The sequence below is a fragment of the Micromonospora sp. NPDC049275 genome, assembly GCF_043197115.1.
Taxonomy (GTDB): Bacteria; Actinomycetota; Actinomycetes; order Mycobacteriales; family Micromonosporaceae; genus Micromonospora.
Window position 1 is genome coordinate 776,986 of the sequence record NZ_JBICSN010000001.1, and the last position, 15,751, is coordinate 792,736.

At 72.1% G+C, this 15,751-nt stretch carries 14 protein-coding genes; 7 read left to right on the forward strand and 7 right to left on the reverse strand.

The features are described from left to right. The first annotated feature begins 62 nt into the window (after positions 1–62). The gene (locus ACGFIE_RS03680; RefSeq protein WP_363681105.1) at positions 63–683 is read left to right on the forward strand and encodes a DedA family protein; all 621 of its coding nucleotides are present in this window, start codon (positions 63–65) and stop codon (positions 681–683) included. 11 nt (positions 684–694) lie between these two features. On the opposite strand, the gene ACGFIE_RS03685 is transcribed toward ACGFIE_RS03680, so the two are convergent. Further along, positions 695–1,336: a response regulator gene (locus tag ACGFIE_RS03685; protein WP_393290626.1), complete on the reverse strand. Its 642-nt coding sequence runs from the start codon at positions 1,334–1,336 to the stop codon at positions 695–697. Next, entirely contained in the window at positions 1,333–2,484 is a 1,152-nt protein-coding gene (locus ACGFIE_RS03690; protein WP_393290628.1) for a sensor histidine kinase, read from the reverse strand. The genes ACGFIE_RS03685 and ACGFIE_RS03690 overlap by 4 nt, the downstream gene beginning before the upstream one ends. A gap of 170 nt (positions 2,485–2,654) precedes the next feature. On the opposite strand from ACGFIE_RS03690, the gene ACGFIE_RS03695 reads away from it, so the two are divergent. Further along, positions 2,655–3,320, forward strand: a complete 666-nt coding sequence (locus ACGFIE_RS03695; RefSeq protein WP_393290630.1) for a DedA family protein — start codon at positions 2,655–2,657, stop codon at positions 3,318–3,320. Here the strand turns inward: ACGFIE_RS03695 and ACGFIE_RS03700 are convergent. Continuing rightward, positions 3,295–3,933 (reverse strand): TetR/AcrR family transcriptional regulator, encoded by a 639-nt coding sequence (locus ACGFIE_RS03700; protein ID WP_363681099.1) that lies wholly within the window; start codon positions 3,931–3,933, stop codon positions 3,295–3,297. The genes ACGFIE_RS03695 and ACGFIE_RS03700 overlap by 26 nt on opposite strands. 68 nt (positions 3,934–4,001) lie before the next feature. Here ACGFIE_RS03700 and ACGFIE_RS03705 point away from each other — a divergent pair, with 68 nt between their 5' ends. Together ACGFIE_RS03705 and ACGFIE_RS03710 are read left to right on the forward strand one after the other, a co-directional pair. Continuing rightward, positions 4,002–4,454: an SCP2 sterol-binding domain-containing protein gene (locus ACGFIE_RS03705; protein ID WP_393290632.1), complete on the forward strand. Its 453-nt coding sequence runs from the start codon at positions 4,002–4,004 to the stop codon at positions 4,452–4,454. A gap of 1 nt (position 4,455) precedes the next feature. Continuing rightward, positions 4,456–5,670 (forward strand): acyl-CoA dehydrogenase family protein, encoded by a 1,215-nt coding sequence (locus tag ACGFIE_RS03710; protein ID WP_363681096.1) that lies wholly within the window; start codon positions 4,456–4,458, stop codon positions 5,668–5,670. A 78-nt stretch (positions 5,671–5,748) separates the two neighbouring features. Here ACGFIE_RS03710 and ACGFIE_RS03715 read toward each other — a convergent pair whose 3' ends face one another. Beyond that, the gene (locus ACGFIE_RS03715) at positions 5,749–6,132 is read right to left on the reverse strand and encodes a peptidase inhibitor family I36 protein (protein ID WP_393290634.1); all 384 of its coding nucleotides are present in this window, start codon (positions 6,130–6,132) and stop codon (positions 5,749–5,751) included. A 463-nt stretch (positions 6,133–6,595) separates the two neighbouring features. Between ACGFIE_RS03715 and ACGFIE_RS03720 the strand changes: the two genes are divergently transcribed. Continuing rightward, complete coding sequence (locus ACGFIE_RS03720; protein ID WP_393290636.1) at positions 6,596–8,158, forward strand: AMP-binding protein; 1,563 nt, start codon at positions 6,596–6,598, stop codon at positions 8,156–8,158. Between the two features lie 31 nt (positions 8,159–8,189). Here ACGFIE_RS03720 and purD read toward each other — a convergent pair whose 3' ends face one another. The 3 genes from purD to ACGFIE_RS03735 all read right to left on the reverse strand — a co-directional run bounded on the left by purD (position 8,190) and on the right by ACGFIE_RS03735 (position 11,991). Next, positions 8,190–9,440: a phosphoribosylamine--glycine ligase gene (gene purD / locus ACGFIE_RS03725; protein WP_393290638.1), complete on the reverse strand. Its 1,251-nt coding sequence runs from the start codon at positions 9,438–9,440 to the stop codon at positions 8,190–8,192. A 90-nt stretch (positions 9,441–9,530) separates the two neighbouring features. Continuing rightward, positions 9,531–10,460, reverse strand: coding sequence for a hypothetical protein (locus ACGFIE_RS03730; RefSeq protein WP_393290640.1), 930 nt, complete (start codon positions 10,458–10,460; stop codon positions 9,531–9,533). A 241-nt stretch (positions 10,461–10,701) separates the two neighbouring features. Then, on the reverse strand, positions 10,702–11,991 hold the full coding sequence (locus ACGFIE_RS03735) for an adenylosuccinate synthase (protein WP_363681086.1): 1,290 nt from the start codon (positions 11,989–11,991) through the stop codon (positions 10,702–10,704). A gap of 124 nt (positions 11,992–12,115) precedes the next feature. Between ACGFIE_RS03735 and ACGFIE_RS03740 the strand changes: the two genes are divergently transcribed. Together ACGFIE_RS03740 and ACGFIE_RS03745 are read left to right on the forward strand one after the other, a co-directional pair. Beyond that, positions 12,116–13,213 (forward strand): hypothetical protein, encoded by a 1,098-nt coding sequence (locus ACGFIE_RS03740; protein WP_393290643.1) that lies wholly within the window; start codon positions 12,116–12,118, stop codon positions 13,211–13,213. A 581-nt stretch (positions 13,214–13,794) separates the two neighbouring features. Beyond that, on the forward strand, positions 13,795–15,741 hold the full coding sequence (locus ACGFIE_RS03745) for a chromosome partitioning protein (protein ID WP_393291283.1): 1,947 nt from the start codon (positions 13,795–13,797) through the stop codon (positions 15,739–15,741). The last annotated feature ends 10 nt before the right edge of the window (positions 15,742–15,751 follow it).

Sequence of the window (15,751 nt, forward strand, 5' to 3'; positions counted from 1 at the left end):
AGTCGGGGCCGTGATCCGGCGACTCGCCCACCGGGTAGGTCGCGCCCGGCAAGCATGGGGGCATGGACGCCCTGCTCGACCTCCTCCGTGGGACGGTCACGTCGCCGTGGGTCTACTTGGTGATCTTCGGGCTCACCGCGGTCGACGCGTTCTTCCCCGCGGTGCCGGGCGAGGCGGCGGTGATCACCGCGGGAGTGCTCTCGGCGAGCGGGGGGCATCCCAGCCTGACCCTGGTGATCGTGACCGCCGCCACCGGCGCGCTGATCGGCGACCACGTCTCGTACGCCATCGGGCGGGGCGGGGGCGCCCGCCGACTGGCCCGCCTCCCCGACGGCAGCCGCCGGCGGGCCAGCTCCGAGTGGGCCCGTCGGGCCGTGGACCGGCGCGGCGGAGTCATCCTGACCACCAGCCGGTACGTGCCGGGCGGGCGGACCGCCGTCACCCTCACCATGGGCGCGGTGCGCTATCCCCGCCGGTCATTCCTGCTGTACGACAGCATCGGCGCGATCACCTGGGCGCTGTACTGCGGACTGCTCGGCTACTTCGGCGGGTTGGCTTTCGAACGCGATCCGGTGAAGGGTCTGCTGGTCGGGGTGGGAATCTCGGTGGTCGTCACGTTCGGGCTGGAGGGGATCCGGTGGCTACGTCGCAGGGTCCGCCGCCACGCCTCCTCCCGCCACTGACCCCGCGCCCGTCACAGCAGGTCGGCGTCGTACACCAGGATGGCCAACTGCACCCGGTTGCCGGCGTGGAGTTTCGCCAGCGACCGGCTGACGTGTGCCTTGACGGTTGCCTCGCTCATCGTCAGCCGCCGGGCGATCTCCGCGTTGCCGTGCCCGCGCGCCACCTCCCGGACGATCGCCAGCTCCCGCTCGGTCAGCGGTGCGAGCCGCGCACGGGCCGCGTCCCGGCGGTCCGGACCGCGCTCGGCGAACGAGCTGATCAGACGCCGGGTCACCGTCGGGGCGAGCATCGCGTTCCCGGCGGCCACCGTGCGAACCGCGGCGGCCAACTCGCGGGGCGGGGTGTCCTTGAGCAGGAAGCCGACCGCGCCGGCCCGCAGCGCCCGGTGCACGTACTCGTCGAGGTCGAAGGTGGTCAACATGATCACCTTCGGGCCGACGGCGACCACCTCGGGCGCGACGGTCAACCCGTCGACGCCCGGCATCCGCACGTCGAGCAACACCACGTCGGGGCGTAACCGCTGGGCCTGCTCCAACGCGCCAGCGCCGTCCGCTGCCTCACCGACGACCGTGATGTCCTCCGCCGCTTCGAGGATCAGCCGCAGCCCGGCACGGAGCAGTTGCTCGTCGTCCACCACCACCACCCGGATCACGCCGCACCCGCCAGCGGGATCAGGGCCCTGACCAGGAAGCCGCCGTTCACGGGAGTCGCCTCCAACCGGCCGCCGAGCAGCTCCACCCGCTCCCGCAGCCCGAGCAGCCCCTGCCCGGCACCGGGCAGCGTCGACCCGCCCTCGGACGGGCCGTTGCGGACCAGCACCTCCAGCCCGTCGGGCAGGTAGCGCAGGCAGACGGTCGTCTCGGCGTCGGCCGCATGCTTGCGCACGTTGGTCAGCGCCTCCCGGACCACCCGGTACGCGGTACGCCCCAGCGTCGCGGGCAGTGCCGTCGGCACGCCCTCGTCCCGCCGGGACACCCGCAGCCCGGCGGCACGGGACTCCCCGATCAACTCGTCCAACGTGTCGAGCCCTCGCTCCGGCGTCACGGCCGGTCCGGCCTGGCGCAGCACACCCAGCACCTCGCGCAGGTCGGTGAGCGCCTGCCGGCCGGTCGTCCGGATCAGCGCGGCCGCCTCGACGGTCCCCGGGTCCACGGCGGTCACCTCCAGCGCCCCGGCATGCACCACCATCAGCGAGACCCGGTGCGCCACCACGTCGTGCATCTCCCGGGCGATCCGGGTCCGCTCCTCGGCGCGGACCCGGTCGGCGCGGGCCTCCTGCTCGCGTTCCAGCCGCTCGGCCCGGTCCCGCAAAGCGGCGAGCGTGTCCTGGCGGGCCCGCACCCAGAGACCGAAGACCAACGGAAGCCCCACCAGGCAGGCGGCGAGCAGCAGCACGTTGCCGGTGGCGGCGGTGGTGATCCGGCGGACGCCACCCACCGCCAGCCCGACCAGCACCCCGCCGGTCAGCACCAGGGCCGCCCCGGCGAGGTAGCCGGCGAGTTGGCGACCGCGCAGCCGCAGACCCGCCTGGTACGAGGCCAGCACCCCGGCGGCCGCCGCGGCGAGCACCAACCAGCCGACCGCCGCGGCCAGGAACAACGGCCAGCGACGGGTCCGGACCGTGCCGGCGGCCCACGCGGAGCCCAGCGCGATCAGCAGTACGACCGCGCCCGGCAGCGGCGAGCGGACACCGATGTCCCCGGTCGCGCTGGCCCAGACGGCTACGGCGACCAGGACGGCGAGCAGCGGCGGGGCGTACCGATGGACGACCTGCCGGAGAGCGACGGCGCTGGATGCCACCCAGCGAGCCTAGGGCGCGGCCGGCGGATCGGGTCGCCCCGCAGCGGCGTACCCGGGTGAGGTGGGGGATGACCCCGACCCGCAGTCCGGGCCGGCGGCTACCTAAGTAGTGGCGCCCACCTGACCGCTGGCCGATGTCGGCCAACGCCGCCCCCACCAGCATCGGGATAATGGATCTACTCGACCTGCTGCACGACACGATGTCCTCGCCCTGGGTGTACCTGGCGATCTTCGCGATCGCGGTGCTGGACGGTTTCTTCCCGGTGGTGCCGAGCGAGACGGCAGTGATCACCGCGGGGGTGTTCGCGGCTTCCGGAGCGCCGTACCTGCCGGCGGTGATCCTGGTGGCCGCCGTCGGGGCGCTTGTCGGCGACCACATCTCGTACGCCATCGGGCGGGGCGGCGGCACCCGGCTGCTCGACCGGCTGCCGCCCGACGGTCGACGCCGAGCCGCCATCGACCGGGCCCGTCGGGGGATCGCCACCCGGGGCGGGCTGATCCTCACCGTGGCCCGCTACGTTCCGGGCGGCCGGACCGCGGTCACCCTCACCATGGGTGCGATGCGCTATCCCCGGCGACGGTTCCTGGTCTTCGACGCGTTGGCCGCCAGCTCGTGGGGGCTCTACTCGGCGCTGGTCGGCTACCTGGGCGGACTGGCCTTCGAGCAGGACCCGCTGCGTGGTCTCCTGCTGGGTCTGGGCCTCGCCCTGACGGTGACGGTGGTCGTCGAGGTGGTCCGCTGGCTCCGCAACCGGCGTCGTGCGGCGCGGGCCGGCGAGCCGGGCAGCGACGCTGTCTCCGCCGGGGCCGTCAGTCGGCCGGCGGACGCCAGGTGACGCCGTGCAGGAGTTGGGCGGCACCGAGCCAGGCCACGTTCATCATCCGGGTGGCCGTCTTCTCCGGGTCCGCCTCCGGGTGGTCCGCGAGCCAGTCGGCAAGCGACTCCGTCGCCCCCACCAGGGCGTACGCGACGACCTCCAGGTCGACGGCGGCGATCTCGCGGCCCTCTTCGCGCAGCGCGTGGTCGAGCATTCCGGCGACCACCTCGACCAGCCGGGCCCGCATGGTGGCCAGCTCGCCGGCGAACGGCTGCTCGCCCCGGGCCTGCCGGTAGAGCACCGCCCAGCCGTCGCGGTGTGCGCCCACGAAGCCGAAGAACGCCCGCAGCCCACGCCAGAGCCGCTCGTCCGCCGGCAGGTCGGGAGCCGCCGCCCCGGCGATGGCCTGCATCATCCGGGTCCCCTCCCGGTGCAGACAGGCGACGAACAGCTCCTCCTTGGTGCCGAGGTAGGCGTACACCATGGGTTTGGAGATGCCGGCGTCCTCCGCGATCTCGTCCATGCTGGCGGCGTGGAAGCCACGTCGGGAGAAGACCTTGACCGCCGCGTCGAGCATCTGCTGCTCGCGGACAGCGCGCGGCAGGCGCTTGAAGGCGGGGACGCTGGACACCTTGCGAGCATACCTACTCGTGCGTAGGGTTACGCACGAGTAGCCAAATCTTCCGGAAGGCGCACCTGATGACTGACTTCGACCCGGCCAACTTCGCCAACGTCGGCCCCAAGGAGTTCGCCCAGCTGGTCAAGTCCACCCCGGATGACAAGATCGCCCAGGTGATGGCCGGCGACCTGCGCGGCAAGGTCCTGGGCGAGGTGTTCGGCCGGATGCCGTCGCTGTTCCGCGCGGACCGGGCCGGCTCCACGAACGCGGTCATCCACTGGATCATCACCGGTCGCCCGGACGGCGGCAGCGACACCTACGAGGTGGTCGTCGCCGACGGCAAGTGCCAGGTGAACGAGACCCCGCAGCACGACCCGAAGCTGAGCCTCACCATGGGTCCGGTCGAGTTCCTGAAGATCGTCTCCGGTGGGGCCAACCCGGTGATGATGTTCATGACCGGCAAGCTGAAGGCGAAGGGCGACCTCGGCCTCGCCGCCAACATCGCCAACCTGTTCGACATCCCCAAGGCCTGACATGGCCGAGTTCTCGCTCGACCTGAACGAGGAACAGCGGGATCTACGCGACTGGGTGCACGGCTTCGCCGCCGAGGTCGTGCGCCCGGCCGCCGCCGAGTGGGACGAACGCGAGGACACCCCCTGGCCGGTGATCCAGGAAGCCGCCAAGGTCGGCCTCTACGGCTTCGAGTTCCTCGCCACCTGCTGGGCCGACCCGACCGGGCTCTCCCTGCCGATCGCCAGTGAGGAACTCTTCTGGGGTGACGCCGGCATCGGCCTGAGCATCTTCGGCACCTCGCTCGCCGTCGCCGCCATCTACGGCGCCGGCACCCCCGACCAGCTGGTCGAGTGGGTGCCGCAGTGCTTCGGCGACGTCGACTCGCCGGCCGTCGCCGCGTTCTGCACCAGCGAGCCGGAGGCCGGCTCCGACGTCGGCGCGATGCGTACCCGGGCCGTCTACGACGAGGCCACCGACGAGTGGGTGCTCACCGGTCAGAAGGCGTACGCCACCAACGGCGGCATCGCCGGAGTGCACGTGGTCACCGCCTCCGTCGACCCCGCGCTCGGCTCCCGGGGGCAGGCGGCGTTCGTCGTACCGCCCGGCACCCCCGGCTTGGCCGCGACCCGCAAGCTGCGCAAACTCGGCCTGCGCGCGTCGCACACCGCCGACGTCTTCCTCGACGGCGTACGCGTACCCGGCCGCTGCCTGCTCGGCGGACGCGACGCCCTCCTGGAACGCCTGGACCGGGCCCGCTCCGGGCAACGGGCCACCGGACAGGCCGCGATGCGTACCTTCGAGCTCTCCCGACCCACGGTGGGCGCGCAGGCGCTCGGCGTGGCCCGGGCCGCCTACGAGTACGCCCTGGACTACGCCAGGGACCGGGTCCAGTTCGGACGACCGATCATCGAGAACCAGGCCGTCGCGTTCGCGCTTGCCGACATGCGGATGGAGATCGACGCCGCCCGGCTGCTGGTCTGGCGTGCCTCCTGGATGGGTCGCAACAACCGCCCGTTCACCGCGGGTGAGGGTTCGATGTCCAAGCTCAAGGCCGGCGAGGTGGCGGTGTCGGTCACCGAGAAGGCGGTGCAACTGCTCGGCGGGGCCGGCTTCCTGCGCGACCACCCCGTCGAGCGCTGGTACCGCGACGCCAAGATCTACACCATTTTCGAGGGTACGTCCGAAATCCAGCGACTGGTCATCTCCCGGGCGATCTCCGGCATGCAGATCCGCTGACCGTAGGGGTGGTAGAGCGAGGGCCGGGTATTCCGGCCCTCGCTCTACCGCTGGGTCGCGACGATAAGACCTGGGCGCCTAGATGCACCACTCCGGCCCGGGCGTGCATCCCTCGTCGACGAACCGGGCGGACGAGGCGCTGTCATTCTTGACGTCACCCCCGAAATTGGCCCACCCGTAGGGCTTGACCCGCTGCCACCGCCCCCCGTAGTTGTTGTGCTCGTAGACCCCCAGGTACTGATTCGTGTTGTTGAAGACGGAGGACGCCTGGTCATTGAGGTTCACACCGTTGTGGAACTTGTGATCAGAGAAGTTGGCGACGCCGCCGCCACCCTGGACCAGACCCGCCAGCGTGGCCGGGCTTCCGTGGCCGTCCTTGTCCTGGAAGAAGCACACCTGCCTCGCCGGGCACGCGTAGTCCGCCGAGGCAGGCGAAGAAATCGCGAAGAGGGAGCCGGTCACGGCTACGACAATTCCCGTCCCTGCGGCAAGAGTACGCCTTTTCAACAGGTTCACTGAACCTCCACATATTCGGAAGCGCTACTTGGGCGATGGAAGCGCTCGACGCCCTTTCCATCGCAGGCCTTCGTTCCCGAACGTACGCGGGCGGTCTGGAAGAACTGTTTATGTTCACTGAACGGCTCCGGCTCCGGCTCGCCCGAGGCGATTGCCTGTCAATTCCCAGCAATGGCACCATTTCGCTTTCACATTGTTTGATCCACGGCCACGCGAGACTCGACTCGTGGTCACGCCGACCACGGCGGCTTCGCGGGGCAGCGGATTCCACGATCCGTGCCGTCTTCATCACCCCACGCCGACGCCGACTGGGCCTCCAGCCACGCCCGGTGCATGATCAAGGGACGACACCCTGACGGGCGGGGACATCGACTGCCCGTCCGCGTACCACCCCTAGGAGGTCTGCGGCATGGACCTGCCGTTCATCGTCACCACGCTGACCAGGCGCGGCCTGCTCAACCCGGGCCGCCCGGTCCGGATCGCCTCGCAGCTCAACGCGCTGCGCACCTGGGGTTGGAGCCTCGCCGGCGAACTACGCCAGGCAGCCGCCCGAGACCCTGGCCGGCCGGCGATCATCGACGAGGACGGCGTCGAGCTGACCTACCAGGCGCTCCTCGACCGGGCCGAACGCATGGCCCGGTCCATGCGGTCCCGGCTCGGCGTACAGGCCGGCGACCGGATCGGCGTGCTGTGCCGCAACCATCACGGACTGATCGAGACGATCGTCGCGGCGACCCTGCTCGGCGTCGACGCGGTCCTGGTCAACACCGGGCTCTCCGCCGCCCAGCTGTCCACCGTCGCCGAGGAGCAGCGACTGCGGCTGCTGGTGCACGACGACGAGTTCGCCGAACGGGTCCTCGGCCTCCCCGCCGAGTTGCCCCGCCTCGACGAACGCGCGCGCGAGGAGCTGGTCGCCGGAGCGCTGCCCGGCGAGCTGCACCCGCCGGAGCGCGACGGCCGGATCATCGTGCTCACCTCGGGTACCACCGGGGCGCCCAAGGGTGCCCGCCGGCCCACACCCAGCGGCTTCGGACCGCTCGTGTCCATCATCGACCGCATCCCCCTGCACGCCAAGGACCGGGTGCTGATCGCCGCCCCGATCTTCCACACCTGGGGATTCGCTGCCCTCCAGGTGTGCTTCGCGTTGCGGGCCACAATCGTGCTGCACCGCCGCTTCGACCCGGCCGCCACGCTCGCCGCGCTCGTGACACACCGCTGCGACGCCCTCTTCGCCGTACCCGTGATGCTCCAACGGCTGCTGGAAGTGCCCCCACCGGACCCACGCCCCCCGCTCAGGGTCGTCGCGGTCAGTGGATCGGCCCTGCCGGGCGGGCTCGCCCCGAAGTTCATGGACACGTACGGAGACGTCCTCTACAACCTCTACGGCTCCACCGAGGTCTCCTGGGCGTCCATCGCCGGCCCCCCGGACCTGCGCCAGGCACCCACCACGGCCGGCCGACCGCCGCACGGCACCCGCCTGGAGATGCTGGACACCGACGGCCAGCCGGTCCCGCAGGGACAGGTCGGCCGCATCTTCGTCGGCAACGAGATGCTCTTCGAGGGCTACACCTCCGGTGCCAGCCGGGAGACACGCGACGGCCTGCTCGACACCGGCGACCTCGGTCGACTCAACGCCGACGGGCTGCTCTTCGTCGACGGCCGGGCCGACGACATGATCGTCTCCGGCGGCGAGAACGTCTTCCCCTCCGAGGTGGAGGACCTCCTCGCCCAACTACCGCAGGTACGCGAGGCCGCCGTGATCGGCATACCCGATCCCGAGTACGGGCAGCGACTGGCCGCGTTCCTCGCCCTGCACCCCGGCGAGACCCTCGACCCCGAGGCGGTCCGGGAGTACGTCCGGCACTATCTGGCCCGGTTCTCCGTACCGCGGGACGTGGTCTTCGTGAAGTACCTGCCCCGCAACGCCACCGGCAAGGTGCTCGCCGGGGAACTACGCCGCTACTACGGCTGACGACCACTCAGCCGCTCAGGCCGGGCCCCGCTCAGGCCGGGATGGTGATCCGGCCGTCGATCGCGGCGGCGGCAATGTCGGTGCGGTGCTGCGAACCGGCCAGCTCCACGCCGCCCACCAGCGCGTACGCGGCATCCCGGGCGGTCGCCAGGTCGGGGCCGGTGGCCGTACCGCAGAGGACCCGGCCGCCGGCGGACAGCAACGCGCCGTCGCTGGCCCGGCGGGCGGTGCCCGCGTGGATGATGCCCGGCCGATCCGCGCCCGTGATCACGTCGCCGGTGCGCGGCGCCGCCGGGTAGCCCTGCGCGGCGAGCACCACGGTGACCGCGCTGCCGTCCCGCCACAGCAGGGGCGGGTGCTCGGCCAGCGTGCCGGTGGCCGCCGCGTGCAACAGCCCGCCCAACGGGGTCTCCAGCAGGGCGAGCACGACCTGGGTCTCCGGGTCACCGAAACGCGCGTTGAACTCGATCACCCGGGGGCCGGTCGCCGTCATCGCGAGGCCCACGTAGAGCAGGCCCGCGAACGGGTTGCCCCGGCGGCGCATCTCGGCGAGGGTCGGGTGGACCACGTCGCGCATCACACCGTCCACCAGGTCGGACGGGGCCCAGGGCAGCGGCGCGTACGCGCCCATGCCGCCCGTGTTCGGGCCGGTGTCGCCGTTGCCGATCCGCTTGAAATCCTGTGCGGGCAGCAGCGGCAGCGCCGCCTCGCCGTCGGTGACCACGAACAGGCTGACCTCCGGGCCGTCGAGGAACTCCTCGACCACGACCCGGCCGCACTCCGCGGCGTGCGCCAACGCGGCGGACCGGTCGTCGGTCACCACGACGCCCTTGCCGGCGGCCAGCCCGTCGTCCTTCACCACGTACGGGGCGCCCAACTCGTCAAGCGCCCGCGCGGTGCTCTCCTCGTCCGTGCAGACGTACGCCCGGGCGGTCGGCACACCGGCGGCGGTCATCACGTCCTTGGCGAACGCCTTCGAGCCCTCCAACTGGGCGGCCTCGGCCGACGGGCCGAACACGGCGATGCCCTTGGCGCGTACCGCATCGGCGACACCGGCGACGAGCGGCGCCTCCGGCCCGATCACGACCAGGTCGGCGGCAGTCTCCACGGCCAACGCGGCCACCGCGGAAGGGTCGGAGGCATTGACGGGCCGCAGCTCGGCAACCGAGGCGATCCCCGGATTACCGGGCGCGGCAATCAGCGCCGAAACAGCCGGATCGCCGGCCAACCCAAGCGCGAGAGCATGCTCCCGCCCACCACCACCCACCAAGAGAACGCGCACAACCAAACATCCTACTGTCCGCCCCACCCACCCCGTTGATCATGAAGTTATTGCCCGCGACCTCGGCGTGTCGTGGCAATAACTTCATGATCAACGATGTCGGGAGGCAGCGATTGCCTGGCGGACAGTCCACGGGATGTAATCGGGACGGAGAGTGTCCTGCCAGGTGAAGCGGAGGATTGTCCAACCGGCGTTGACCAGCCGGTTCTGGCGACGGCGATCAGTGAAGACTGCTTCGGGAACGCCATGCGGGCCGCGACCGTCGGCCTCGGCGATGACCAGGGGACCACGCCATCCCAGGTCCCCGATGCCCAGCAGATAGCCGTCGTGGTCGCGGACCTCCAGTTGCAGCGCATCGGGCGGCACTCTGCCGTCGACACAACGAAGCCGAGCGCGCGTCTCGAGCGGCGACTGCGCCCGCCCATCCGCCTCGCCCAGGTAGCCACGAGCCGCGACCGCACCACGTCGGCCTCGGACGAGCTGCGGGATGGAGTGCAGATCGTCTGCGGTGACCAGTCGACGATTCAACGCCGAATCCAACACACTCACCGCCGAGAAACGATCAACCCGCAGGCTCACGTCGGCGAGAGTCCGAAGCGGCTCGGTGGTGGTGATTCCATCCAATCGGACGAGATGCTCGGGCGGAATGACCAACTGATGGACCACCACCTCCGGATGGGCGACCCGGGCCGGCCTGGCAACCCGGCCCGGCACCGACAGATCGATCACCTCGGTGGCCCGCAGACCGGCCAGCCCGTGCAGTTCTGCCGCCGTGGCAAGCACTGCCGCGGCCGACGGACCGAAGGAGGCGACCGCCGCCCTGATCCGTGCCCGTCTGGGCACTCCGTCATAAAGATCGGCGTCCACGAGATAGCTGCCACGTGCCACGAAGCGCCATCGACCGCTCCGGCAGAGTCGCTGAACCTCATGCGTGGTGAGGCCTGCGGTTCGCGCCTCCCCGAGCGTCACGATCCCGTCCCGCGCGGCCGCAATCCGCCGCGCACCTTCCAAAGCGTCCACGCGGCCACCCTGACCTACCCGGACGCCCCAAACCCACCCCTGTGGACAACCACGGACCCGCTGTGGATAACCAGCCGATCAGTGCATGTTGATCATGAAGTTATTGCCACGACACGCCGAGGAGAGTGGCAATAACTTCATGATCAACGCGGGCGGGGCGGGGCGGGGCGGGGCGGGGCGGGGCGGGGCCGGGGCGGTGGCGGGGGGTGGGGGGTGGGGGTGGGGGTGGGCCCGGGGGGGTTTAGGGGAGGAGGGGGTGTTGGACTACGTTTTCTTCTCGGCCTGGGCCTACGCCGATGACGCTCACCCTGGTGTTGCAGAGTTCCTCGACCCTCGCGATGTAGCGGCGGGCGTTCTCCGGGAGCTCGTCGACGGTGCGGGCCTTGGTGATGTCCTCCCACCACCCGTCCAGCTCCTCGTAGATGGGCGTGGCGTGGTGGAAGTCCGTCTGGCTCATCGGCATGTCGTCGACCCGCTTGCCGTTGATCTCGTACCCGACGCAGATCGGCACCTTGGGCAGCCCGGTGAGCACGTCCAGCTTGGTGATGACCAGGTCGGTGACGCCGTTGAGGCGGCAGGCGTAGCGGGCCACGACCGCGTCGAACCACCCGCACCGGCGCTCCCGGCCGGTGGTGGTGCCGTACTCCGCACCGATCTTGCGCAGGTGCGCGCCGTTGGCGTCGAACAGCTCCGTCGGGAACGGCCCGGAGCCGACCCGGGTGGTGTACGCCTTGCTCACCGCGATGACCTGGTTGATCGCGGTCGGCGGGATGCCCGCGCCCACGCAGGCGCCACCGGCGGTCGGGTTGGACGACGTCACGAAGGGGTACGTGCCGTGGTCCATGTCCAGCATGGTGGCCTGGGCACCCTCCAGGAGCACGGTCTCGCCGCGGTCCAGGGCGTCCCAGAGCATGGCCCGGGTCTCGGCGATGTACGGCTTGAGCCGCTCCGCGTACTCCAGGTACTCCTCGACGGTGGCCTCGAGGTCGATCGCCTTGCGGTTGTAGACCTTGAACAGCATCTGGTTCTTCTCGCGCAGCGCGAGTTCCAGCTTCTTGCGCAGGATGCCCGGGTCGAGCAGGTCCTGGAGCCGGATGCCCATCCGGGCGACCTTGTCGCCGTACGCCGGGCCGATGCCCCGGCCGGTGGTGCCGATCCGCGACGAGCCGAGGTACCGCTCGACCACGCGGTCCAGCGCTCGGTGGTGCGGCATGATGAGGTGTGCGTCACCGGAGATCCGCAGCCGGGACACGTCCACGCCGCGCTCGGCGAGACCGTCGATCTCGGCGAGCAGCACCTTCGGGTCGACCACCACGCCGTTGCCGATGACGATCATCGCGCTCGGCGAGAGCGCCCCGGAGGGCATCAGGTGCAGCGCGTACTTCTGGCCGTCCGGGGTGATGACCGTGTGCCCGGCGTTGTTGCCGCCGGAGTAGCGCACGACGTAGTCGACCCGCTCACCCAGCAGGTCGGTAACCTTGCCCTTGCCCTCGTCGCCCCACTGAGCGCCGATGAGCACGATCGCTGGCATCTTTTCCGCCTCCAGAAGGCTCGGGTGCCAGGTGGCGACCGGTTGGCGAGCCCGGGGTGTCAGGTTAACAAGTAGTGACGGCGCGACCGGCAGGGGTCGCGTCGAGAGGCAGGAGGCTCCTTCGGTGTACGACGTGGTGCTGCTCACCCTCGCGTCGGAGCGCGATGCTCCCGGGGGCTGCGGCAGCGGCGGGGCCTGCTGCGGCGGCGCGACCGGAACCGACACCGGCGTCGACGCGGCCGACGCCGGCAAGACGACCGGGACCGACAACGACAGGACGACCGCGGCCGACACCGGCAGGACGACCGCGGCCGACGCCGGCGGGGCATCGAGTGACGTCTGCGCCACCGATCGGCCCCGGGTGCCGGTGCTGGCCTGCGCCGACGCGCTTACCGCCCGGGGCGCTCGTGTGCAGACGGTCACCGCCCGCTCGGACGCCGAAATCGACGCGGTGTTGACCCAGCTCGACGGTCCGGCCCGCCCGGACGGTCTCACCTGGCCGGATTCGGACGGCAAGACCCGGCTGGTCGTCGCCACGGCGAGCGACGCGCAGTTGCGCGCCGTGCTGCGCCGGCTCGTCAAGCGGTACGCCCCCGCGTCGAGCAAGCGTCCGGCCGACCTGCGCGGCGACCGGACCCTGCCCGACCTGCCGCCGGTCGCCGTACTCCCGCTCGACCCGGCGCGCGGCGGCGCCCACCGGGACCTGGCCGCGCAGCTCGGGCTGCCCCGCGACCCGGCGGCCGTGGCCGCTGCCGTGTTGGACGGCACGCCACGCCGCCTGGACCTGCTGCGCAACGACGGTGGCTCGGTGACCCTGGACGGGGCTCTGTTGGGCGCCGCCGACGACGCGGGCCGCCCGCTGCACTGGCGGGCCCGGGTGGAGGTGGACGACGCCATCCTCACCGACGGCGACGAACCGCTGCTGGCCTGCGCGATCGGCAACGCCGGTGGGTACGCGTCGCTCGACGACGTGACGCTGCTGGCCGCTCCGGACCCGGCCGACGGCCAGGTCGAGGTCGCGGTGGCCGTGCCGGTGGTCGTCCGGTCGGCGTTGGGACGCAAGCGGGTACGCCTGGAGGTGCGGCGGGCCCGGGGACGGGCCGTCTCGGTGCTGCCCCGGGAGGGAAAGGTGCCCTACCTCGACGATGGCGTCGAGGGTGAGCTGACCCGCAAGCGGTCCTGGTGGATCGAACCGGGCGCCTGGGCGGTCTGGGTGGTCTGACCCCGGCTGTGCCGACCGGCCCCGGTCGTCCGGTGGGCCTATCCTCGCAGGAGGACTGGGGAGGAACCGTAATGGACAAGAACGCCGACCGGGCGCAGGTGCCCGGCCAGCAGCCGGTGCCGGAGCGGGACATCGAGCCACTCTGGCCGCCGGATCCAGCCGAGCGGGGCGCGGGTGACGTGGTGCCGCCGTGGGCGGCCGTCGCCGAGCAGCGGGGTGGCCCGTCGCCGTCCGTGCCATCGTCGACCGTCGCGCCGCCGGTGGCAGCGCCGCCGATCGGCCGTCCGCCGGTTCCCGGACAGCCGGGGGCCGCAGCCCTGCCGCCGCCGTCTCCGTCGGACTACCCGTCGCTGACCGGGGCGGTGCCGCCGCCGAACGGCTGGGGCGCCACCGGCCCGAACGGTGCGGGTACGGGCTGGGCACCGGCACAGCCGAGCTGGCCGCCGGCCGACCCGCCAGCCACTCCACCCGCGCCGGCCAGTTCATCGGCGCCCGCTACCCCACCCGCGCCCGCCATTCCGCCGGCGCCGGCCATTGCGGCCGTGCCGCCCGTCGCGTCGACGTCACCGGTTCCGCCGGGGGTGGGCGCTCTCCTCGGCCCAGGCGGCGATACGTCACAGGCGGCCCCCGGCGCTCCGACGACCGACACGGTCCTGCCGGCGACCACCTCCGCGTCAGCGAGCACCGCGGCAGGGGGACCTGGCACCGCAACCGGCGGACCGGGCACCGCGGCAGGGAAACCGGGCACCGCAACCGGCGGACCTGGCACCGCGGCGTGGTCGACCGACACCGCCGCTAGCGGAGCGCCGGGCACCGCAGCCGGGGCGACGGGCAGCGGGACCGGAGCGGTGCCGGCGGACGAGCGCGGCCCAGGTCAGGTCGCCCACTCGCCGACGGCGTCGGGCGGCGTCGACCTGGACCTGCCGTTCTCCCTGGACCGCCCGACGGCAGCAACAACTCCCGTCGACCGACCGGCCGTGGCAAACCCGACCGCAGCGGGCCCAGACACCGCAGGCACCTCCACGACAAGCCCGGCCGTCCCAGGCCCGGCAGTCGCAGGCCCTTCCACCACAGACCCGGCCGCGGCGGGCCCGGCAGCGGCAGGGGCGGGGCCGGCGCCGCAGGGTGACGAAGCAGCCGGTACCGGGGAGGACGGCCCGGCCGTCGGGGCGGTGCGGCCGGCCACCGAGTCCCCCTGGGCGTATCCGCCGCAGCGGCCGACCAACCTGCCCCCGTCGGCAGAGGATCAGGCCACCGTCGCGCCACCGCCGATTCCCGCGCCACCACCGATCCCCGCGCCACCGCCCGTGTTCGACCAGGGCACCGGGGCGGGGCAGACGTACGCCGGTCAGACCTACTCCGCCCAGACGTACCCGCCGGCGGTCCCCGGCCCGGCGCCGGCCGAACCGCCGCAGCAGGGCGCGGTGCCGACCCCGCCACCGGGGCCCTTTCCGCCGTCGCCGGGCTGGTATCCGCCGCCGTGGCAGCAGGGCGCCGCAGCGGTCCCACCGACACCGCCGCAGCAGTATCAGGAGACCGACCCGGTGGCGCGGGTGCCGGCCACCGGTTACCCGGACGCCACCTGGACGCCGGAGACAACTGCCGCGCCGACGGCCGAGGACTTCGCCCGCCGCCGGCAGGTCCGGCCCGCCGACCCGGTGGCCACCATGGGCGTACGCGCGGTGGTCAACAAGATGGGTCTGGTCCGGCTCTCGCCGGGGCGGCACGAGCAGGAGCTCAAGCGGGACATCGAGATGGTGCGCCGCAACTTCGGTGGGCTGCGGCAGGTGACGGTGGTGAACCCGAAGGGCGGCGCCGGCAAGACGGTGGCCATCCTGCTGCTCGCGATGACGTTCGGCCAGAAGCGCGGCGGCTACGTGCTGGCCTGGGACAACAACGAGACGCAGGGCACCCTCGGGATGCGGGCCCAGCAGGACTTCCACTCCCGCACGGTGCGGGACATGCTGCGCGACCTCGGGCAGTTCCAGGGGGCGCACGGTCGGGTCGGTGACCTGTCGCAGTACGTCCGCTCGCAGGGCGAGGGGATGTTCGACGTGCTGGCCTCGGACGAGTCGGCGACCGGTGGCGAGATGCTGACGGCTGCCGCGTTCGCCGAGATCCGCGAGGTGGTCAGCCGGTTCTACAAGCTGATCTTCGTGGACACCGGGAACAACGTCCGGGCACAGAACTGGCAGGCGTCGATGGATGCCACCGACCAGCTCGTGGTCACCATGTCGGCCCGTAACGACTCGGCGGAGACGGCCGCCCGGATGCTCGACCACCTGGAGCAGAGCGGCAGGCATCGGCTGGTCCGGCAGGCGGTGACAGTGGTGTCGATGCCGCCGTCCCGCAAGGAGATCGACCTGCCGGCCATCCAGGAGCACTTCGCGGCCCGGACCCGGGCGGTGCTGCTGGCGCCGTACGAGCGGCTCATCGACAGCGGCGAGCCGATCCGGTACGGCGGGCTCTCCTCGGCCACCCGGGACGCCTGGTTGAAGATCGCCGCAGCGGTCGCCGAAGGGTTGTAGCCGCCCAGGG

Bases quoted from the DNA above. Each gene is read 5' to 3' on its own strand.
- ACGFIE_RS03705 (WP_393290632.1), top strand. From the start codon at position 4,002: ATGACTGACTTCGACCCGGCCAACTTCGCCAACGTCGGCCCCAAGGAG.
- ACGFIE_RS03695 (WP_393290630.1), top strand. From the start codon at position 2,655: ATGGATCTACTCGACCTGCTGCACGACACGATGTCCTCGCCCTGGGTG.
- ACGFIE_RS03720 (WP_393290636.1), top strand. From the start codon at position 6,596: ATGGACCTGCCGTTCATCGTCACCACGCTGACCAGGCGCGGCCTGCTC.
- ACGFIE_RS03680 (WP_363681105.1), top strand. From the start codon at position 63: ATGGACGCCCTGCTCGACCTCCTCCGTGGGACGGTCACGTCGCCGTGG.
- ACGFIE_RS03710 (WP_363681096.1), top strand. From the start codon at position 4,456: ATGGCCGAGTTCTCGCTCGACCTGAACGAGGAACAGCGGGATCTACGC.
- ACGFIE_RS03735 (WP_363681086.1), bottom strand. From the start codon at position 11,991: ATGCCAGCGATCGTGCTCATCGGCGCTCAGTGGGGCGACGAGGGCAAG.